Raw genomic sequence first — 20,172 nt, 5'->3', positions numbered from 1 at the left:
TGCCAGGAAGAGTGGGGATGCGAAAAGTAAATGACCAGCTTATGTGCCGACGCCAGCCGTCTGTTTCGACAGGCCCCTGGCGTTTGCCTTTGGGGCGCAAGACAGCCGTATCTTACTCGCCGCCTGCTTCAATCGCCGGACGAACCTTGTTCCCTGCGCGTTGCAGCCGCTGTGCCGCCTCCGCTTTCGGCAAGCCCGTCTTTAGCATCACGATCGCAAGCTTGACATCGCCGTCCGCCTCTGCGATTACCTGCTCGGCCACCTCGTAGCTGACGTCGGTGACCTCCATCACGATCTGTTTGGCTCTCTCCCGCAGTTTGCGGTTGGTCGCCTGCACATTGACCATCAGGTTGCCGTACACCTTGCCCACGCGCACCATGCTCGCAGTCGTGAGCATGTTCAGGGCCATTTTGGTCGCGGTGCCCGCCTTGAGCCGCGTCGAGCCCGTCACCACCTCCGGACCGACGACGAGATGGATGCACACGTCTGCCCCCTGGTCGATATCCGCTCCCGGATTGCACGAGAGGGAGACGGTCACGGCTTGCCGCGCCTTCGCCTCTGCCAGGGCGCCGATCACGTAAGGCGTTCGCCCGCTCGCCGCGATGCCGACGACGACGTCTCCTGCCTGCACGCCGGATGCCCGCACATCCTCCTGTCCCATGGTCAGTGAGTCCTCCGCTCCTTCGACCGCGACAGTCATCGCCGCTTTTCCTCCGGCGATGATGCCCTGCACCTGTGCCGGATCGGTGCCAAATGTAGGCGGGCACTCCGCCGCATCCAGCACGCCCAGCCGACCGCTCGTTCCGGCACCGAAGTAGAACAGGCGGCCTCCGCTCTCCAACGCGTCCGCGATCAGGTCGACTGCCTGCGCGATTTCGGGCAGCACTTTCTTCACAGCCTGCGCCACCTTTTGATCTTCCTCATTCATCAAGGTTACGATCTCCAACGCCGACATCTGGTCCAATTGCTCGCTGGCGGCATTTCGCATTTCTGTTTCAAGTCGGCGAAAGTTCTCCCCCACAAGGCTCACTCCTTTTTTTCTGCTGTTCCGTTTCGCTCCGTTGCAGCCGGTGACGGATCTCTGCGTTCACATCTTTTCCCGTCGCCCGTATCGCTGCCACCAGCGCACCCACGACCGGTGATACTGTGGGAATGGTGACGAAAAATCGGGCGCGGTGCAGCACCTCACGCCGAAGCCTCGTATCCGTCGAAAGCAAACCGCCCGCCAGCACGACCGGCACGGGACTTGCTGCTTTTCGCAAGCAGGCTTCCGCCAGCGCGATCAGCTCCTCTGCCCCTTGCCGGATCAACTCGGCCGCCGCTTCGTCTCCGGCCTCAGCCGCTTTTTCCACGAGCACGCTCGCATCGGCCAGCTCCTTTCGCGGATTGTTTGCCCCGTAGATGCGGGCGATCAGCTCCTCGGGACGCTGCACGCCGTAATGCGCAAGAAACAACGCCGTCAACGCTGTCTGGCTCCCCCTCCCGTCCGTCGCTCGCATCACCGCCGCAGCTGCACGACGGCCCAGGTCGTAGCCGCTCCCTTCGTCGCCGAGCAAATAGCCCCAGCCGCCTGTGCGATACCGCTCTCCTTTGGCCGTCACCGCATAGGCGATCGAGCCTGTGCCGGCGATCAGGACGACACCCGGTTCACCCCATGTGCCTGCGTAGAGAGCGGCGACCGCGTCGTTGTCAAGCACGAGCCGCTTTCCCCACTCCGCAGCGAACGCCGCCGTCAGACGGTCCTTGATCTCGGGACGGTCAGCCCCGGCCAGGCCGAGATAGAGCGCCGACACGTCATCTGCCGTTGCACTCGCCTTTTGCAGCAACTCGCCGATAAGCTGGCGCACCGTACCCTCTACTGCCTCCCACGGACGAGAGAGCGGATTGCCCGCATCGCCGGCTGCGAACGCCGCAATTTCTCCTGACGCATCGCAGATGGCCGCCCTCGTCCTCGTCCCGCCGCCATCCAGCGCGATATACCACTGCTTGTTATTTGACTGCACCAGCCGTCAACCCCTCCATGAACTGCCTGGACGCCATCAGAAACACGCCGATCATCGGCAGAGCCGACAGCGTAAGCCCCGCGAACAGGAGACTCCAGTCTGTTTCATATTCACCGAACAGCACCATCATGCCGACCGGAATCGTCTTGAGCGTCTCCTTTTGAATGAAAACTAGAGGAAAGAAAAAGTCGTTCCAGGCGGAAATGAAGTTGATGATGACGACCGTTGCCAGCGCCGGACGGATCAAGGGCAGCAGCACCCGCCAGAACACTTGCAAATGGGTGGCTCCGTCGATCCGCGCCGCTTCCTCCAGCTCGACCGGAAGCGTCCGGAAAAACCCCGTCAAGATGAACACGGAAATGGGAATCCCTCCGGCTGTGTAGATCAAAATTAGCGACCAGAGCGAATTGAGCAGCCCCAGGTTCTTCATCAGCAAAAACAGCGGCACGATCCCCAGCTTGAGCGGAATCATCAGCCCGAGCAGGAAAAAGAAGTAGAGCACGGGCGTCCATCGAAAAGAAAACCGCGCCAGATAAAAAGCGGCCAGCGCTGAAAAAATGGTAATCAGCAAGACGGACATCACGCTGACGAACACACTGTTCCACAAGAAATCGGCAAACGGAACCACTTCCCACAGCTTCCGGTACGTCTCGAAGTGCAAGCTGCTCGGAAACGAAATCGGGTTCGCAAAAATTTCCATGTTCGTCTTGAACGAGGAGGCCATCATCAGCGCGATGGGATATAACGCCACCAGCATAAAGACGTACGCAATGACGTATTGCAGCGCCCTGCCGCCTATGTTTGTTTTCACCATGTATCCCTCCTTCCTGACCCGAAATGGCTTATCAATGCTGGACCTCCCTCTTGCGCATCAGGTACAGGGAGAGCGCAGACATGGAAGCGACGATGACGAACAGCACCACCGCCAGCGCCGAACCCAGGCCAATCGCCACCTCTCCGCCTCCTGCGCTGCTGAATGCCATCCGGTAAAAGTACACTGCCAGCGTATCCGTCGAATGGAAGGGCTCGCCCATCGAGCCTTGCATCGCGTACACCAGCTCGAACGCCTCGAATGCCTGAATAAAGGTCAAAATCGTCATGATCGTAATCGACGGCATGCAAAGCGGCAAAATAATTTTCCGCAGTAGCGTGATGCCGCGTGCCCCATCCAGCCGCGCCGCTTCGATCAACTCCTCGGGAATCGCCTGCAGCCCTGCCAGGAAAATCAGGATGGCAAACCCGATGCCGAACCAGCAGTTGACGAGAATAATGGACATCAGCGCGGTGTCCGGATCTCCCAGCCACGGCTTTGCCCAATCCTCTAGCCCTGCCTTGGCGAGCAGCGAGTTGAGCGCACCGTAGTTCGGGTTGAAGATGAGCTTCCACAAAAAGCCGACGACGATCACGGACAGAAGCCGCGGAATGAAGTACGCCACCTTCAAAAAGCCAGACCCGCGAAGCTTGCGGTAGATAAAAAACGCAAGCATAAACGCGATGCCGTTCTGCACAATCATCTCCACGACAAAATACAGAAGATTGTGACCCAAGGCATTCCAGAACATTTCATTATAAGGCTCGACGGTAAACAAGGTCGTAAAATTTTTCAGTCCGACAAAAACGCCGCGCTTGATGCCGTTCCAGTCGAACAAGCTGTACGTAAATGCCGAAAAAATCGGATAAACCACAAAAAGTGCGTAAATCGCCAAGGCTGGAAGGGGAAACAGGTGAATCACCCAGCTTATTTGTCCCTTTGCCCGTCCACTGTGCCTGTCTGCCGCGATGGTACTCACCTCCTTGGAAAGAACGGAGGCAAAAGACTTCTTTCGCCTCCGCTTCATGCTTCCTCCCTATTTTTTGAACGGTTCAAACCAGGTCGCAGCCGATTTCTGCATTTCTTCTGCCACCTGCTCCGGCGTCAATTTGTTCAGATACATGCCCTGCAGCGAATTTTCCAGCACTTGCTTGGTCGTCGGATTTCCGTGGGCAAAATAGACAACCATCAGGTACGGGGTCGGGCTGGACTGGGACAGCTCCGCCATTTTGTTGACCAGCGGGTCCTCGGTCGTCACACCTGGGACGGCACTGATTCGTTTCAAGCTGTTGGCGAACAGCTCGCCAAACTTTTTGGTCGTCATGAATTCCATGAATTTCAACGCTTCCTGCTTGTGCGGCGACTTGGCGTTCACGGCATACGATCCGTCCACCCACGTCGTGATGAGCGACTTGCCGTCGTCCGTCGGCATCGGGAAGAAATCGAGCTGCAAGTCAGGGTTGAGCTTTTTGATGCCTTCCAGTTCAAAGCTGCCGTTGATGAACATGGCGGCTTTTTCTGTCGCGAACAGCGTTCTCATGTCGTTAAGGTCAAGCCCCACAAAATTTTCCGGGAAATAAGGGGTAAGCTCCTGCATGCGCTGAATCGATTTGAGAAACTCCGGCCCTTGCAGGTTGGTCTCGCCCTTCATCAGTTTGTCGTAGTAGCTGTCTCCAAGGACCGACGGAGCGATTACGCCATGGCTCAATGAGAGCAGCCAGCCTTCCTTCGCCCCGAAGGAGAACGGAACGATGCCTTTGTCCTTCAAGGTCTTGGCGGCAGCGATCAGTTCATCCCAGCTCTTTGGCTCCGCAATCCCGTTTTGCTCGAAAATTTTCTTGTTGTAGTAAATTTGCGTGGTGTTGAGCGACAGCGGTACGCCGTACACTTTGCCGTCTTTGCCGGTCGCAGCTGCGAGGACTTCTTTCGGGAAGCTGGAGATGCCCGGAATGTTATCGAGCGGCTCCAGATACCCTGCATCCGGCAGCGAAGTGTCGTACGGGCGAAGCTGCAAAATATCCGGCCCGCTGTCGCTTTGCAGCGCTGTGTTCAAGATCGTGTTGTACTCGGTTGCCTTGAGCGGCTTGAAATCAATCTTGATGTTCGGGTTCTCTGCCTCAAATGCCTCGATGATTTTCTTGTAGCCTTCTGTGTCCTCCACGCGCCAGCTGTTCATGGTCAGCGTGACTTGCTGTCCGCCTCCCCCGCCGCCGCCCGCTTCACCCGGCTTGGCCGCCTCTCCTCCGTCACTGCTGCTGCAGCCGGTAAGCGCCATGGCGCCAGCCAGCAGCAGCGATGCTACTGCGTGATACCGAAACTTCTTCATACTGAACCCTCCCCCGTTTTTCTTCCTGGATTAGAGACCAAATCTATGACGTCAAGCCCTGACGAGATGGGCTGTGACTGCATCGTGAAGCACTGGCCGCAGTTGGCGCAACGAGTGGTCCCGTCCCAGATGAACGGCATTCGTCAGAAAAATGACGGCCCACTCGTGTACAGGATCGATCCACAGACTCGTTCCTGTAAATCCGGTATGTCCGATGCTGTCAGGGTGAAAGCCGGAGCCGCAGCTCATCAGACGATCCGGATCGCTTAATTGCCATCCGTAGCCTCTGCGTTCCTGGCCGGCAGGTGTCTGGCATCGGATCGCACGCGCCCGCCACTCTGCACGGATGATCGCTTGCTCGTCATGCATCCAGCTTAATGCATAGCGGCACAAATCATCGGCAGTCGCGAACAGTCCGGCATGTCCGGCGATCCCGCCCATCGCGAACGCCTTCTCGTCGTGGACCTCGCCGACGATGTAGCGGCCTGTGAGCGGGCAATACTCCGTAGATACAATATCTTCAAAACCGCGATTATTCGGACAATAACACGCATGCTTCATCCCTAGCGGCGAGAAGACGCGCCGGGTAACAAAAGCGTCCAGCATCTCCCCTGTTACCCTCTCGATCAGAAGCCCCAGCCAGATCATCCCCAAATCGCTGTATTCGACCTGTTTGCCCGGCGCGGCCAGCAGCTTCTGCTGATATAGCAGCTCGGGCAGGACGAGCGTGCTGTCCCGCCTGCGCTCCGCCAGATCAGCGGGCAGGCCGGACGTATGGGTGAGCAGCTGGGCGATCGTGATCGCAGACTTGTCTGGCGGACAATCCGGAAAGTAGCTCCCGATGGGGTCATCGAGCCGAATCCGCCCTTCTTGCAGCAGCAGGAGGATTGCCGGCAGCGTCGCCGTCACCTTCGTCAGCGAAGCCAGGTCGAACAGAGTATCGCTCGTTACCGGTTGTCCATCCCCTGCGCTGACCGTCCCCGCATCACAGGCGAAGACCACCTCGCGTCCCCGGATGACGCGCAGGGACGCGCCCGGCAGCAATCCTTTGTCTACCCATTCTTGCAGAAGCATCCTCACTTGCTCCACGCTCTCAGCCTCCTCAATTGGATGAGCGTTTTGTCCGGCTCACGGCCAACCGCGTTTTTTCCAGAAGAGCGATCACATCCTCCTGCTTGCGGCTGACCAGCGTGATGAACAAAATATCAATCACGTTCAGCTGGGCGATGCGGGACGCCATGGCGCCGCTGCGCACGCTTTTCTCCACGGAACTGGTAAAGAGGCGGATGTTCGCCAGATCTGCGACCGGCGAAGAGCCGAACTTCGTCAGGCTGATGATCGTCGCCCCTTGCTGCTTCGCTTCCGTCAGCGACTGAATGATGTCCTCCGTCTGCCCGGAGTAGGAAATGCCGAATGCGACGTCCTGCTCGCTCAAATTGACGGCAGAGGTCAGCTGGGCATGGAAATCGGAATAGGCTTCGCACCACAGATTGATGCGGGACAGCTTTTGCTTGATATCGTCTGCGATCACGGCGGAAGCGCCGACTCCGTATACGTCGATTTTGCGCGCCCGAGACAGCGCATCTGCTGCCCGCAACACTTCATCGCTGGACAAGACGGACATGGTGTCCTGGATCGACTGGATATTGTTCCAGCTTACGGCCTGCATGATGGAGTCCACCGAACCTTCCATCATGATCTCCTGGTAGCTGCCGACAACGGCGGTCTGCTTGTTCAAATCGCCGGCAATGCGCAGCTTCAGCTCCTGGTAGCCTTTCATATTGAGCGAACGGGCCAGCCGAATGATCGTCGCTTCGGACACGCCGGACAGCTCCGCCAATTTTTGTACGGACAGTTTTACCACGTCTTCCGGATGAGCCAGGATGAACTGGGCCACCTTGCGCTCCGATGGTTTCAACTCGTCCAGGATCTCCTGCAAACTGACAAGTCCTCCATTTAACATAAATGACACCGCTTTCTCCGAATCTTACCCTCATTTTATGTAGCATTATTTCTTTAGTCAATCTATATTTGGTAAATAATATTTCAAAAACACAAATATAATGACAACTCTGGCAATCACCAGCTTCCTCCTTGCCATTTTGCCCTTGACCTTTCCGTCGCGTGAAGCTTTACGCTGTATGGCGAAACGAAAGACTCAGCGAAAACAGGAGGAATTGGTTCATGAACAGTTTGCTTATCAAAGGATGCTCGATTGTGACCATGGTCCAGGGCGACAAACCGTTCGTCGGGGATTTGCTCATCGAAGGGAGCCGGATCAGCCGGATTGCCGACGCGATCGATCAGCCGGCGGACACTGTGATCGACGGCAGAGGCATGGCCGCCATGCCCGGGCTGATCAACGCGCACAACCATGCCAGCATGTCGCTCTTGCGCGGCTTTTCTGACGATCTGAAGCTGATGGACTGGCTGGACAAAAAAATGCTGCCCGCCGAAGCGCGAATGACGAAGGAAGACATCTACTGGGGGACCATGCTCGCCGCTGCGGAAATGATCGCATCCGGGACAACGGCCTTCGCCGACATGTACGTCCAGATGGATGCTGTCGCGCAGGCTGTGCTGGACAGCGGAATGCGCGCAAGCCTGACCAGGGGGATGGTCTTCCTGGAGGATGACGGCGGCCGCAGGATGGCAGAAGCGTTGGACCTGATCGACAACTGGTCCGGGGCAGGCGACGGCCGCATCACTACCATGCTCGGGCCGCACGCTCCCTTCACGTGCCCGCCGCAGCCGCTGTCCGAAGTGATCGAGCTGGCGCGGAGCCGTCGCATTCCCGTTCACATCCATCTCGCAGAGACCGTCGAGGAAGTAGCCAAAATCCGCGAGCGCTACCAGCAGACCCCGACGGAGTATTTGCACGAGCTGGGTCTGTTTTGTGGCAACCACGTCCTGCTCGCTCACGCGGTGCATTTGACGGCTGACGACGTGCGGCTGCTGCGGGGGATGCGCGGCGGCATTTCGCACAATCCGGTCAGCAATCTCAAGCTCGGCTGCGGCGTCGCACCGCTGCGGGAGATGACCGCCCAAGGGATCACTGTCGGTTTGGGTACGGACGGAGCAGGCAGCGCGACGACGCTCGACATGTTCGCGGAAGTAAAGGCTGCGGCGTGGCTGCAAAAGCTCGTTTTCGGCGACCCGACCGCCCTGTCGGCCGAGCAGGCGCTGCGTATGGCGACGATCGAAAGCGCCAAGCTGCTCGGCATCGACGGGGAGACAGGCACGCTCGAAGCAGGCAAACAGGCCGACCTCATCCTGATCGACCTGGACAAACCGCACTTGCAGCCCGTACACGACCTGTACTCCCTGCTCGCATACAGCGCCACGGGTGCCGACGTGGACACCACGATCGTCGCCGGGCGCATCCTCATGCGCAATCGCCAGCTGCAGAGCCTGGACTGGGAAGAAATCAGCCGGGAAGCCTCCCGGCGTGCAGCACGGCTGACGGAAGGGCTGTAGACGCAAAAAAGCCGCCTTCCCCGCACAATGGGGATAGCGGCTTTTCTCGTGCAATGGAGCCGTTCATCTTCGCCCGCTTTTTTACGACAGACTAAACGATTCTCCCGGCTTCAACGCTTTTCCGCGAATATCTTTTTCCGCCAGCTCCGCGATGAACGCATCGCCGTCCTGCTTGATCGGCGGGAACGTATTGTAGTGAATCGGCACGACGTAATCCGCCTTCACCCATTCTGCTGCCGTCAGCGCATCCTTTGGTCCCATCGTGAAATGGTCGCCAATCGGCAGGAACGCCAGATCGATGTTATGCCGTTCTCCCAGCAGCTTCATGTCGCCGAACAGACCTGTATCCCCTGCGTGATAGACGGTTTTGCCGTCGATCTCGATGATGAAGCCGCCGGGCATCCCCATGTAGACGATCTGCTTCTGGTCGCCTTCCACGACTGCTGAACTGTGAAAGGCTTGCGTCATTTTCACTTTGCCGAACGGAAGCGCGACAGAGCCGCCCAGGTTCATCCCGATCGTCTTGGCCCCCTGCCAGCCCAGGTAGGTCGCCAGCTCGTGCGTTGCCACGATGGTCGCATCGTTGGCCTTTGCCAGCTCGACCGCATCCAGAATGTGATCCTGATGCCCGTGCGTGAGCAAAATGTACTGCACCTGGATGTCCGCCAGCTTGGTCGTCGCCTGCGCATTGCCCGAAATGAACGGGTCAATGATGACGGAGTGCTCCCCCGCTGTCAATTGAACGGTAGAATGCCCGTGAAATCTGATATCCAGCATCGTCTTCCCTGCCTTCTTCGTAATCTGGTAATCCCTCTATCATGTTACCACGAAGTTAGGTGGGAATAAAATCCACAACGCAGTCCTGGCGACACTTGGCGCCGCCTGGCCGGTTGCCGGTGACGTATATAAAAAGCTGCCGATCGCTCGACAGCTCCAGGGTGCTTGCGGCCTGCAACGAGCATGCAAGACCCCTGCTCGCTCAGCAGTCCGGGTCGTGCTCGGTTACAGAGATGATCTTGGAATCACGTACGATTACGCGGCGGTTATTGTCATGCTCGCGGAGGATCAATGTCGTCGATTTTACCTCAACCAGCCGACCGAAAATGCTGCCGCGCACTGTTTCCACTCTTACATTTTTGCCTTCGAGCTTTTTCACTTGGTCACTGAATGCCATGGTCAATCCCTCCTTCTACAGCATCCTATGTACATTCGGCATTGCCCTATCAGAGCAGAAGCGGATAAGCTGTGAAAATGTACTTGTACCCCAGATCCATCTGTCCCGCTGCGCCTTGCAACGGCAAACAGCCTCCCGTCGCTCGGACAGGAGGCTCGCCGTAGTCTGCTCGTTTTATTGTTTACGCGTTGTCCATGACCACTTTTCTCGCGGCGTGCACGAACATTTTGACGCCGACTTCCAGCGCGTCCTCATCGATCGTAAAACGAGGGTGGTGGTGCGGATAGGCGATGCCTTTTGCCTGGTTTCCTGCGCCTACGAAGAAGAAGCAGCCCGGCGCCTTTTGCTGAAACGCGGAGAAGTCTTCCCCGCCCATGTTCGGGCGCATCCGGTCGACCCACTCTGCCCCCAGCGCTTCCACGACCACGTCTTCCATCAGCTGCGTCACTTCGGCGTCATTGATGACCGGGCGGTAGCCGAATTCGTACCTGAATTCATAGGTGGCCCCGTGCGCCTCCGTGATGCCTTTGATGACCCGCTCCATGAGCTTGGGAACCGTTTCCCGCACGTTTTTGTCAAAGCTGCGCACTGTTCCGCAAATTTCGACCGAGCCGGGAATGACGTTGTGTGTCGTACCGCCCGTGAATTTCGTCACGGAGAGCACGAGGTTGTCGAGCGGATCAGTATTGCGGGAGACGATGTGCTGCAGGTTGGTCACGACCTGGGCCGCAACCGCAATGCTGTCGATCGTCTGATGCGGCAGTGCGGCGTGCCCCCCTTTTCCGAACACGGTGATCCAGAATGTGTCGGGAGCAGCCATCATCGGTCCCGGGCAAATGCCAACCGTACCGTATTCCATCGTGGACCACAGATGCGTCCCGATGACCAGATCGACGCCGTCCATGACGCCGGCCTGCACCATTTCCTCCGCGCCGCCCGGATAGATTTCCTCCGCGTGCTGAAAGAAAAAGCGCACTTCGCCGCGAATTTTGTCCTTCATGCCGGAGAGAATCTTCGCAGTTCCCAGCAGCATGGACGTGTGGCCGTCATGGCCGCAGGCGTGCATGACGCCCGGATTTTTGGAAATGAAATCGAAGGTGTTCTCCTCGGTAATGGCGAGGCCGTCCATGTCGGCGCGCATCGCCAGCACCTTGCCCGGCTTCGGACCGATCAGGCGCGCCATGACGCTGTTCCCGGCAGGGCGAGTGACTTCCAGATTGCCAAAAGACAGGAGCGTGTCGTACACGAATTGCGCCGTCTTTTCTTCCTGAAAGGAAAGCTCCGGATGCTGGTGCAAATAACGCCGCCATTCAATTACTTGCTGCCTGATCTCCTCTACCGCTTTGTTCAGCGCAGTGATCTGAGTCATCTTCGTTCTCCTCCATCGAAAGTCTCTGTCATTTCCCGTTCGCAAGCGACAGCACGGTACGGTACAGCACCTGTGCGCCCCTGCCGCAGTCCTCTTTGCTAGTGTATTCCGCCAGGTTGTGGCTGATCCCGTCCTTCGAGCGGGCAAAGATCATGCCTACCGGACATAGCCCGGTCAGCTGCATGCAGTCGTGTCCGGCACCGCTCGGGAGCGTGACCGTCTCCAATCCCTCGGCCGCACACGCCGCACGAATGGCTGCCTGAATGTCCTCGGAGCACACGGCCGGATTGATGCGCTGCAGCAGTTCGACCTGCAACCGAACGCCGCGCCGCGCGCAGATCGCCTCGGCCTCGCCCAGAATAGCCTGCTCCACCTGATCGCGGATCGCAATGTTCACATCCCGCAGGTCGAGCGTGAATTCCACCCGCCCCGGGATGATGTTCACCCCGCCTGGGAAAACCTGCAGCTTGCCGACCGTTCCTACGGTGATCTCCTGATGCGCGGCTTCCCGCTCGATGACCAGCATGATTTCGGCAGCCGCCGCCAGCGGGTCTTTGCGCAGGCTCATCGGCGTCGCACCGGCATGGCCCGCTTCGCCCTCCAGCACGAACTTCAGCCAGAGCGGACCGGCTACTCCGCTCGCCACACCGACCGCCAGATTGCGGCTCTCCAGCACCTTGCCCTGCTCGATGTGCAGCTCGATGTACGCCTTCACGCTGCCAGGCTCGCGGGCAGCCTTGCCGATATGCGCCGGATCGAGACCGCTCGCGGCCATGGCTTCGGCGATGGAAATGCCCTGCTCATCCCGGATCTCCAGCTCTTCCGGGCGGAGCAGGCCGGCGATCCCGCGGCTGCCAATCATGCCAAAGCCAAATCGCGCCCCTTCCTCGTCAGTGAACGCGATGACTTCGATGGGATGCTCGGTCTCGATGCCTTGCTCATTCATGGTTTGCAGCGCTTCTACGCCGGACAGCACGCCCAACGGCCCGTCAAAGTTCCCCCCGTTCGGAACCGAATCGAGATGAGAGCCGACCAGCACGACAGACGCTTGAGGGTTCGTCCCCTCTCTTCGCCCGATCAGGTTGCCTGCTGCGTCTTCTCTCACCGCAAGACCCGCTTCTTTCATAAAGCCTGCTACCCGATCCTTGACTGCGCGTTCCTCCGGGGTAAAGGACAGCCTGGTGATCCCTCCGGCTTCCTGCGCCCCGATGGAGCCAAGCTGCATCAATCGATCCCACAAACGATCCGCATTGATCATGGAAACACCTCCTGTATAAGACAACCGTGTACAACGGCTGATTTCCTGCTACGCCCTTTCATTGTATAGGAGTCTGCCTGTTTGGAAAAGGAAAATCCGAGCTGTACAGATGGAATTCCCAGACTTTGCGGCTCTGCCTGCAGCACTATTTACATTTTGTGGAATTTATCTCAAGTGCCGCTTGCATTTTGCCAACTCACTCGGTAAAATGATTGCTCAAAGGGTAACATTCGATGGCAATGAGGAAGAAGAGTAGGCATTCGATGAGACTGCAGAGAGCTGATGGTTGGTGCAAATCAGTGTCGAGTGGATGTTGAATGGGCTTCCGAGCTCCAGACCGAACCCGCCGTCTCCCGCGGCAGTAGGCTCTGGCGTCGCGTCCGTACGTTATCAGCGGACACCGTATCATTGGTACGGAAAAAGCGATTTTGCGCGTGTCTTTTTCGCATGCGTAAAATAACAAGGGTGGCACCACGGTTCATTCGTCCCTAATGAGGACGGGTGAACCTTTTTTGTATTCTGCTGAAATGGAAAGGAGCAACAACTACATGAAAACCATTTTTTCCGGCATTCAGCCCAGCGGCATTCTGACCTTGGGCAACTACCTCGGGGCCATGAAGCATTTCGTCCCGCTGCAGGATGAGTACAACTGCTACTACTGCATCGTCGACCAGCATGCGATCACGGTGCCGCAAGATCCTGCCGTGCTGCGGGAAAACATCCGCCGTCTGGCTGCGCTTTATCTGGCTGTCGGCCTCGATCCGCAGAAAGTGACGCTGTTCATCCAATCGGAGGTGCCTGCTCACGCGAAGCTGGGCTGGATCATGCTTTGCACCGCCTACGTCGGCGAGCTGGAGCGCATGACCCAGTTCAAGGACAAAGCGGACGGACGCGGCGAATCCATCCCGGCGGGTCTTTTGGCCTATCCGCCGCTGATGGCCGCAGACATCCTTCTGTACGACACCGACTACGTGCCGGTCGGCGAAGACCAGAAGCAGCATCTGGAGCTGACGCGCGACCTGGCGATCCGCTTCAACAACCGCTACAGTGAAGTGTTCAAGATTCCGGAAATCCGCCTGCCGGAAACGGGAGCGCGCATCATGTCCCTGCAGGACGGCACGAAGAAAATGAGCAAGTCCGATCCAAACCAGGGCAGCTTCATCTCCATGCTGGACGATCCGGATACGATCACGAAAAAAATCAAACGCGCCCAGACCGACTCCGACAGCGCTGTGCGCTACGACAAAACGGAAAAGCCGGCGGTCTCCAACCTGATGACCATCTACTCCCTCTGCTCCGGCAAATCGCTCACCGAGATCGAGGCGATGTACGAGGGCAAAGGCTACGGCGCATTCAAGGGCGATCTCGCCGAAGTCGTCGTGGAAACCTTGCGCCCGATTCAGGAGCGCTACACGCAGTTGATCCAGACATCCGATTTGGATGACATCCTCACCAAAGGCGCAGAAAAAGCGAGCGAAAAGGCGAACAAGGTGCTCCATCGCGTGGAAAAAGCGATGGGAATGGCGCGCCTCGGGTAACGGGCAAAACGCCTTTCTGCACCGCTCCGGATTCTTCTGCGGCGTGGGCAACCTTTTCTTTTCATACAAACAGCAAGACGGGTTGGAATCATCGCCAACCCGTCTTTTTTGATACCGCTACGAATGTTGAACGTTCTTTTCCCGGAGCGGAATTTTCCACTTCACGATCACAGCCCCGATCATGAGCACCAGCCCCGCAAAGACGAAGACATAAGAGACGGACAGCTGTGCCGCGATAGTCCCGCCGATGAGCGGTCCCATCAGGTTGCCGAGAAATTGAAAGCTGGAATTGACGCCGTATGCCCGCCCCTGGATCAGATCGTTCGACCGCTTTTTGATGAGCGTCTGGATCGACGGAAGCATTCCCCCGAGCAGCAGTCCGTAGCAGAACCTCCAACCATACAAGGCGTAAATGGAATGCGTCCACACTTGCGGGAAAATGACCATCCCGGTGCAAAACATGATGACAGGCAGCACCTTGCTCTGCCCGAAACGGTCGCCCATCCGCCCAAGCGAAGGCGAACCGATGATGTTCGCTACCCCGGTAATCGATGTAACCAAGCCGGCGAGAAACGCCAGGTTGTTGACCTCTCCAACGATCGACTTCACGAAGATGGACATCATCGAGCTGGTACTCATTGTCGCAGTCTGGATGACAAAGGTAGCGAAGAACAGAATGGTCAGATTCGGATTGGCAAAAACCTGGCGAAACGAGCCTTTCTGTTTTTCTCCCTCAGCCACTTCGACTCGGTCAGGCGGCAGCAGCCACTTCACCAGCAGAACGGTCACAATCATCATGCCACCGATGACGGCAAAGACGATATGGTAGCCAAACCAGTCCGACAAGGCTCCCCCAAACAGCGGCCCGATAATCCCTCCGCTCATGCCGCCTGTGTACAGGAAGCCCAGCGCTTTGCCGAGCTCTTCGCGCGGCGTCGTTTTCGACAAGTAGGAGTAAGACACCGTAATAAAACCAGAGAACATTCCAAAAACGAACCGCAGCACCAGCAAGTAGTGGGGCGTCGCGCTGAAGTACATCAGCAGGTTGACGATCCCCATCCCGATACCGGCGCGCACCAGATTCGCCTTTTGCCCGTACCGATCGGCAAACGCTCCCCACAACGGTGCCATGATGGCAGCCGATAAAAAAGTGGCCGAGAAAATCATTCCCGTCCACATACTGACTTCTTTTCCGTGCGGCACGCCCATGTCCATCAAAAACAGCGGCAGAAATGGCAGGATCATGCTCATCGAACCGGAAATGATGAAGTTGCATATCCAGAGAATACGCGCATTACGTTTCCAGTCCATCAGGGGCCATCTCCTTCCTGCAACCGTATTTATGCCGCCTCCCCATCCCGTCCGTACCGACGGGGCTCCGCACAGGAAGCGACTCTACGTGTGGCATTATATACCCTCTCTGCGCTGCTGTCCAGTTGATGACTTTCTGCCTCGTGACGTGCTTTTAGCCGCCCTCCGTGTTTTTCGATACTTCCCAAATCTATTTCCCCTTGTGATAGCGCACCCTGCCCCCGCAGTGCGGACAGACAAGACGGCTGTTTGACCAGGAGCGCAGCAACTCCTCGGAAAAAGCGCCGGGCTCCACGAAATATCCGCCGACATGCATGCATTCCCTCATGAGCGCTCCCTCCCTGCTTGCCACTGTACAACAGTTTGGGCGGACAAAAAAACAACAGTCCGGACGATTCGCCTGCCGCTTTCCCATGCGGGCCTGATGTGTCGACGGTGCAGAAAAAGGTACCGTTCCCTCCCCGTTCATGGAGAAATTGGACCTTTCGCTTGTTGCGCGGAAAGGAAAAACCCGGAAACGTTGCGCTTGCGCCATTCCCGGGTTTTGCTGTTGGACAGCTCTTTTTTCTTTTTTCCAAACCATCATGTCTTTTTATGCCAGCGCCGGCAGCACCAGATTCAACAAAAACAGTCCGGCGATGACGTACAGCAAGGCAGGTACTTCCCGTCTTTTGCCCAGAACCAGCTTCAGCAGCGGATAGGCGACGAAGCCGAATGCGATGCCGTCCACGATGCTGTACGACAGCGGGATGATGGCGATGATGAGAAAGGCGGGGAAGCCCTCGGAAAAGTCTGTCAGATTGATGTTCTGCACGTTTTGCAGCATGAGCGCGCCGATGATGATCAACACCGGAGCGATGGCTCCGTCCGGAATCAGCTTTACCAGCGGAATCATTCCGAGCGAGCCGAGCAGCAAGGTCCCGGTGACGAGCGCGGTAAGACCGGTCCGTCCTCCGGCTGCTATGCCCGCCGCACTCTCTACCGTCGCGACTGTCGGGCTCGTGCCGAGCACGCCGGACAAGGCGGCGGAGAGGGCATTGGCCTGGAGCGAGCGGCGGAATTTGTGCGGCTGTCCGGCCATGGCTGTGTGTCCGTGCGTCAAACCGATATTTTCAAAAACGATGACCATTGCCAGTGAAAACGTAGCGATCCAGAACGGCACCGTCCACATCTCGGCAAGCGAAAAGCCTGCCAGCACTTGTCCGTAAGCCGCAAACGAGAACGCGCCACCGCTTCCCGGCTCCACGATCCCGAACCAAAAGCCCAGTCCCGTGCCTGCCGCAATCCCGATGAGAAAACTGCCCGGCACATTGCGCACAAACAGGATCAATGTGATGACCAATGTCGCCAGCGTGACGATCACTTCAGGGCTGGACAGCTCGCCCAGGGCGACGAACGTCGACGGATTGGTCACGATCAGCCCGCCCTTTTGCAAGCCGATAAACGTAAGGAACAGCCCGATCCCCACCGTGATCGCCTCTTTCAGCGAAGCCGGAATGGCGTTGGACAAGACCGTCGCTGCCCGGCTGAAGGCAATGGCGGCGAAGATGAGTCCCGAGAGGAACACCGCTCCCAAAGCAGCCTGCCACGACAGCCCCATCGACTGGCAGAGCGTGTACGTAAACAACGCATTGATCCCCATCCCCGGCACCAGTATGATCGGGGCGTTCGCCCAAAACGCCATCAACAGCGAACCGGCAAACGCCGACAGCACCGTCGCGAGGATCCCTGCCTCCATGGGAATGCCTGCATCCTGCAAGATCGAAGCGTTTACCGCAACAATGTAGACAATGGTGACAAAGCTGATAAAACCAGCCAGAATTTCCCGTTTGACTGTCGTGCCTTCAGCGCGCAAGTGAAACCATTTCTCCATCCACGTACGCACAAATCTTCCCTTCTTTCTTCCCGTATCTGTTCCATGTGAAGTCATGAAATTTATGCTATCATAGCAGCATTGATATGAAAAATATCCAATTAATCTGTCTTTCATATCGATTTCATATGGAAAAGTTGTATCCGCAAAAGGAAGGGGTACGCATGGATATACGCCAGCTGCGTTACTTTATTGCCATCGCCGAGGAAGGCCAGATCACCGGAGCGGCCAAGCGGCTGAATATGGCGCAGCCGCCGCTCAGCCAGCAGCTCAAACAGATGGAGGAGGAGCTGGGCGTCACCCTCATGGAGCGATCCGGCAAGCGAATGGAGCTGACCGAAGCCGGACGCACCTTGTACCGGCAGGCGCTAAGCATCGTGCACCAGATGGAGGAGGCGCTCGCTGAAGTAAAAGAAACAGGCGAAGGCATTCGGGGGAGTTTGTCCATCGGCGTCAGCGCCTTGTCCGCCTACCGCCTGCCCGAGCACATTCGCCTGTTTCAACAGCACTATCCGCTGATTACGTACAAAGTATGGAAGGGTGACACGCAGTTGTTGAACCAGTGGCTGGAGCGTCGAACCATCGAGGTCGCCATCGTGCGCCTGCCCCACTCGCTCACGAACTGCACCACGATTCCGCTGGAGGAGGAGCCGTTTGTGCTGATCGTGCCCGCCGACTCTCCGCACGCGGACACGAAGTACATCCACATGCGCGACATCGCCAAGCTCCCGCTGATTATGCCGAGCATCCCCGGTCTCGGGATCTACGACCTGATCCACAAGGAGTTTGCCCGGCTGGGCGTGACGCCGCACATCATTTGCGAATGCCCGGACATCTCGCTCATCGTCAGCATGGTCCAGGCCAAAGTCGGAGCGTCCATCGTCCCCCGCTCGGCGTGGGAGACGCATCGCGGCGACCAGATTCGCGGCATCGAGCTGAAAGGCACCTCGATCTCCTCCTCTGCCGCTGTCGTCTGGCAGACGGACCGCCATCTGTCCAAGGCTGCCAAGCGCTTCATCGAGATGTTTTCGTAAACACGCGGTTCGCCTGCTCCTGCCAGACGGTGCGCATCGCCGCCGCGACTTCTCTTTCCTGCTTCCCGCCCGCTTCCAGCCGGGCAATGACGGCGAGCCGATCCTGCTCGCTGCGGTTTTGGCTCAGCTTGTACTTCGCCTCGATCCGCTCCACCTTGATCTCAAAGGCGGTGATCCCCCGCAGCAAGCCGTCCATGACCTTCTCCGGCACCGCCTCCCAGGTAGTCGGCGTCTGTTGTCCCTGCTCGTATTTGTCCAGCAGACTGCGCATCATCTGTGCCACTTTTTCGGCTGACGTGACAATGCGAGCCTGACCGTATGCGTGCAAGGCCATGTAGTTCCACGTCGGCACCCCCGGCTGGCTGTACCACGAGGAAGAGACGTACGCATGCGCGCCCTGGAAAACGGCCAGCACCGTACCACCCGCCTGGTCCAACATACCTCCCTGCGGATTGCTACGGGCGATATGTCCGGTCAAGTACAGCCCGTCCTCTCTGCTCTCCACTTCCAGAGGGAGGTGCGTCACCTCCGGATCTGTCCCGTCCGCGTAGGAAATGAGCAAGGCAAACGGATGCTGCTGCATGAATGCGATCATTTCATCCTGTTCGGTCACGGCAAAATACGGCGGCGTGTACAAGTGCGTTCACTCCTTTTTTTCCTCATCGTAGCATGTCGTCTGTCTGTGTACAGGAGCAATTTGCGGATTAGGAACAAGGTAAACATCCGGTTCGACGTCCTGCACTTTGACCGATTGTAGACAGCTGGCGGATAACTTGGCTGCGCCAAGCCAAAAAAAGAGGAGCATTTTCGTGCCCCTCTAACGTCTGCCGCGAGCATGTGGCGATCAGGAGCGATGCTGCTCTGACCGAACATCCATCCCGTGCCTGTCCACGAAACGCGGCTTCTACAGCTTGCGCAGCTTCACGCTCTGCACCATGTGATCCTGCCCTTTGTCGAGGATCAGCTGGGCTCGGACCCGGGTTGGCAAAATATTAAGGCGAAGGTTCGCGCCGTTGATTTCCTGCCAGATGCCGGTTGCGACTTCTGTTGCTTCTTCGTCAGACAAGTCGGCGTAGCGGCGGAAATACGAGGAAGGATTGGAAAAGGCCGTCTTCCGCAGCAGCTTGAACCGCTCTACATACCATTGCAAAATGTCTTTTTCGTCTGCGTGGACGTAGATGGTGAAATCAAAGAAATCCGAGACGATGACTTCGGAAATGCGCTGTTCGCTTTCCGACTCCCGCGGCGGCTGCAAGACGTTCAGCCCCTCCACGATCAGGATGTCGGGCTGGCGCACCGTCTGCCATTCCCCCGGCACGATGTCGTAGAAGAGATGGGAGTAAACAGGCGCTTTCACTTCAGCAATCCCTGATTTCACGTCAGACAAAAATCGGATGAACTTGCGCAAGTCGTAGCTTTCGGGGAAGCCTTTGCGCTTCATGATCCCGCGCTCATCCAGCACCCGGTTCGGATACAGGAAGCCGTCCGTCGTCACGAGATCGACCTTGGGATGGTTCGGCCAGCGGGACAGGAGCGTCTGCAAAATCCGCGCGATCGTACTTTTGCCAACGGCCACACTGCCGGCGATGCCGATAATAAAAGGCACCTTCCCGTCCTTGTTGCCGAGGAAGGTGTGAGTCGCCTGATACAGCTCCTGCGTCGCCCCTACGTACAGATTGAGCAGGCGTGAAAGAGGGAGGTAAATATCGGCAACCTCGGTCATGGACACATTCTCATTCACGCCTTGCAAACAGGCCAGTTCCTCATCGGATATCGTCAACGGCGTGGAAGCCCGCAGAGCCTTCCACTGCTCGCGGTTAAACGTAACGTAAGGCGATGCCATTGGATTGAACATCCTTTCCATCATGAAAGTGCTTTCTTGTTTTTATCACACAGCTAGTTTACACTAGTGGGCGACTCTTGGGAACAAGGGGTTGTCCCAGCAGATCTGAATGGCACTTTCTTCGGAGGTCCGTCCAGCCTTTGCAGAGCCTTTGC

19 protein-coding genes and 1 other annotated feature are annotated in these 20,172 nt (G+C 57.6%); of the genes, 3 read left to right on the top strand and 16 right to left on the bottom strand.

Features of this window, described 5'->3' with window-relative positions; all coding sequences use genetic code 11:
• Positions 1–112: 112 nt before the first annotated feature.
• The 7 genes from murQ to ACFSO0_RS03310 all read right to left on the bottom strand — a co-directional run bounded on the left by murQ (position 113) and on the right by ACFSO0_RS03310 (position 7,103).
• On the bottom strand, positions 113–988 hold the full coding sequence (gene murQ, locus ACFSO0_RS03340; RefSeq protein ID WP_376876331.1) for an N-acetylmuramic acid 6-phosphate etherase: 876 nt from the start codon (positions 986–988) through the stop codon (positions 113–115).
• A 7-nt stretch (positions 989–995) separates the two neighbouring features.
• The gene (locus ACFSO0_RS03335; protein WP_376876274.1) at positions 996–2,003 is read right to left on the bottom strand and encodes an N-acetylglucosamine kinase; all 1,008 of its coding nucleotides are present in this window, start codon (positions 2,001–2,003) and stop codon (positions 996–998) included.
• Positions 1,990–2,814 (bottom strand): carbohydrate ABC transporter permease, encoded by an 825-nt coding sequence (locus tag ACFSO0_RS03330; protein WP_376876271.1) that lies wholly within the window; start codon positions 2,812–2,814, stop codon positions 1,990–1,992. The genes ACFSO0_RS03335 and ACFSO0_RS03330 overlap by 14 nt, the downstream gene beginning before the upstream one ends.
• A 34-nt stretch (positions 2,815–2,848) precedes the next feature.
• The gene (locus ACFSO0_RS03325; RefSeq protein ID WP_376876328.1) at positions 2,849–3,745 is read right to left on the bottom strand and encodes a carbohydrate ABC transporter permease; all 897 of its coding nucleotides are present in this window, start codon (positions 3,743–3,745) and stop codon (positions 2,849–2,851) included.
• 105 nt (positions 3,746–3,850) lie between these two features.
• The gene (locus tag ACFSO0_RS03320; protein WP_376876268.1) at positions 3,851–5,140 is read right to left on the bottom strand and encodes an ABC transporter substrate-binding protein; all 1,290 of its coding nucleotides are present in this window, start codon (positions 5,138–5,140) and stop codon (positions 3,851–3,853) included.
• Between the two features lie 51 nt (positions 5,141–5,191).
• On the bottom strand, positions 5,192–6,229 hold the full coding sequence (locus ACFSO0_RS03315; RefSeq protein WP_376876265.1) for a serine hydrolase domain-containing protein: 1,038 nt from the start codon (positions 6,227–6,229) through the stop codon (positions 5,192–5,194).
• A 13-nt stretch (positions 6,230–6,242) separates the two neighbouring features.
• Positions 6,243–7,103 (bottom strand): MurR/RpiR family transcriptional regulator, encoded by an 861-nt coding sequence (locus tag ACFSO0_RS03310; RefSeq protein ID WP_376876325.1) that lies wholly within the window; start codon positions 7,101–7,103, stop codon positions 6,243–6,245.
• A gap of 221 nt (positions 7,104–7,324) precedes the next feature.
• Between ACFSO0_RS03310 and ACFSO0_RS03305 the strand changes: the two genes are divergently transcribed.
• A complete protein-coding gene (locus tag ACFSO0_RS03305; RefSeq protein ID WP_376876262.1) occupies positions 7,325–8,617 on the top strand; it encodes an amidohydrolase in 1,293 nt (430 codons plus the stop codon).
• 81 nt (positions 8,618–8,698) lie between these two features.
• Here ACFSO0_RS03305 and ACFSO0_RS03300 read toward each other — a convergent pair whose 3' ends face one another.
• The 4 genes from ACFSO0_RS03300 to ACFSO0_RS03285 form a co-directional block, all read right to left on the bottom strand.
• Positions 8,699–9,394 (bottom strand): metal-dependent hydrolase, encoded by a 696-nt coding sequence (locus tag ACFSO0_RS03300; RefSeq protein WP_376876259.1) that lies wholly within the window; start codon positions 9,392–9,394, stop codon positions 8,699–8,701.
• Positions 9,395–9,596: 202 nt separating this feature from the next.
• Entirely contained in the window at positions 9,597–9,791 is a 195-nt protein-coding gene (locus tag ACFSO0_RS03295; protein ID WP_376876256.1) for a DUF2642 domain-containing protein, read from the bottom strand.
• Between the two features lie 181 nt (positions 9,792–9,972).
• Positions 9,973–11,160, bottom strand: a complete 1,188-nt coding sequence (locus tag ACFSO0_RS03290; protein WP_376876253.1) for a M20 family metallopeptidase — start codon at positions 11,158–11,160, stop codon at positions 9,973–9,975.
• Between the two features lie 28 nt (positions 11,161–11,188).
• A complete protein-coding gene (locus ACFSO0_RS03285; RefSeq protein WP_376876250.1) occupies positions 11,189–12,418 on the bottom strand; it encodes a Zn-dependent hydrolase in 1,230 nt (409 codons plus the stop codon).
• Positions 12,419–12,648: 230 nt separating this feature from the next.
• Positions 12,649–12,911 (top strand) — a binding site (T-box leader).
• Positions 12,912–12,966: 55 nt separating this feature from the next.
• Here ACFSO0_RS03285 and trpS point away from each other — a divergent pair.
• Positions 12,967–13,956 (top strand): tryptophan--tRNA ligase, encoded by a 990-nt coding sequence (gene trpS / locus ACFSO0_RS03280; protein ID WP_376876247.1) that lies wholly within the window; start codon positions 12,967–12,969, stop codon positions 13,954–13,956.
• Positions 13,957–14,073: 117 nt separating this feature from the next.
• On the opposite strand, the gene ACFSO0_RS03275 is transcribed toward trpS, so the two are convergent.
• The 3 genes from ACFSO0_RS03275 to ACFSO0_RS03265 all read right to left on the bottom strand — a co-directional run bounded on the left by ACFSO0_RS03275 (position 14,074) and on the right by ACFSO0_RS03265 (position 17,152).
• Positions 14,074–15,267: an MFS transporter gene (locus ACFSO0_RS03275; protein WP_376876244.1), complete on the bottom strand. Its 1,194-nt coding sequence runs from the start codon at positions 15,265–15,267 to the stop codon at positions 14,074–14,076.
• Between the two features lie 190 nt (positions 15,268–15,457).
• Complete coding sequence (locus tag ACFSO0_RS03270) at positions 15,458–15,595, bottom strand: hypothetical protein (RefSeq protein WP_376876241.1); 138 nt, start codon at positions 15,593–15,595, stop codon at positions 15,458–15,460.
• Positions 15,596–15,859: 264 nt separating this feature from the next.
• A complete protein-coding gene (locus ACFSO0_RS03265) occupies positions 15,860–17,152 on the bottom strand; it encodes an NCS2 family permease (protein WP_376876238.1) in 1,293 nt (430 codons plus the stop codon).
• Between the two features lie 152 nt (positions 17,153–17,304).
• On the opposite strand from ACFSO0_RS03265, the gene ACFSO0_RS03260 reads away from it, so the two are divergent.
• Positions 17,305–18,174 carry a LysR family transcriptional regulator gene (locus tag ACFSO0_RS03260; protein WP_376876235.1) on the top strand — a complete coding sequence of 290 codons (870 nt, stop codon included), beginning with the start codon at positions 17,305–17,307 and terminating at the stop codon, positions 18,172–18,174.
• Here ACFSO0_RS03260 and ACFSO0_RS03255 read toward each other — a convergent pair.
• Both ACFSO0_RS03255 and coaA read right to left on the bottom strand, forming a co-directional pair.
• Positions 18,155–18,811 carry an FMN-binding negative transcriptional regulator gene (locus ACFSO0_RS03255; protein WP_376876232.1) on the bottom strand — a complete coding sequence of 219 codons (657 nt, stop codon included), beginning with the start codon at positions 18,809–18,811 and terminating at the stop codon, positions 18,155–18,157. The genes ACFSO0_RS03260 and ACFSO0_RS03255 overlap by 20 nt on opposite strands.
• Positions 18,812–19,078: 267 nt before the next feature.
• Positions 19,079–20,017, bottom strand: coding sequence for a type I pantothenate kinase (coaA, locus tag ACFSO0_RS03250; RefSeq protein ID WP_376876230.1), 939 nt, complete (start codon positions 20,015–20,017; stop codon positions 19,079–19,081).
• Positions 20,018–20,172 lie beyond the last annotated feature (155 nt).

It is taken from the genome of Brevibacillus sp. GCM10020057 (genome assembly GCF_042683565.1).
Lineage (GTDB): Bacteria > Bacillota > Bacilli > Brevibacillales > Brevibacillaceae > Brevibacillus.
Note: the sequence above shows the minus strand (reverse complement) of the source record. Positions and strands in the feature narration are given on the sequence as shown.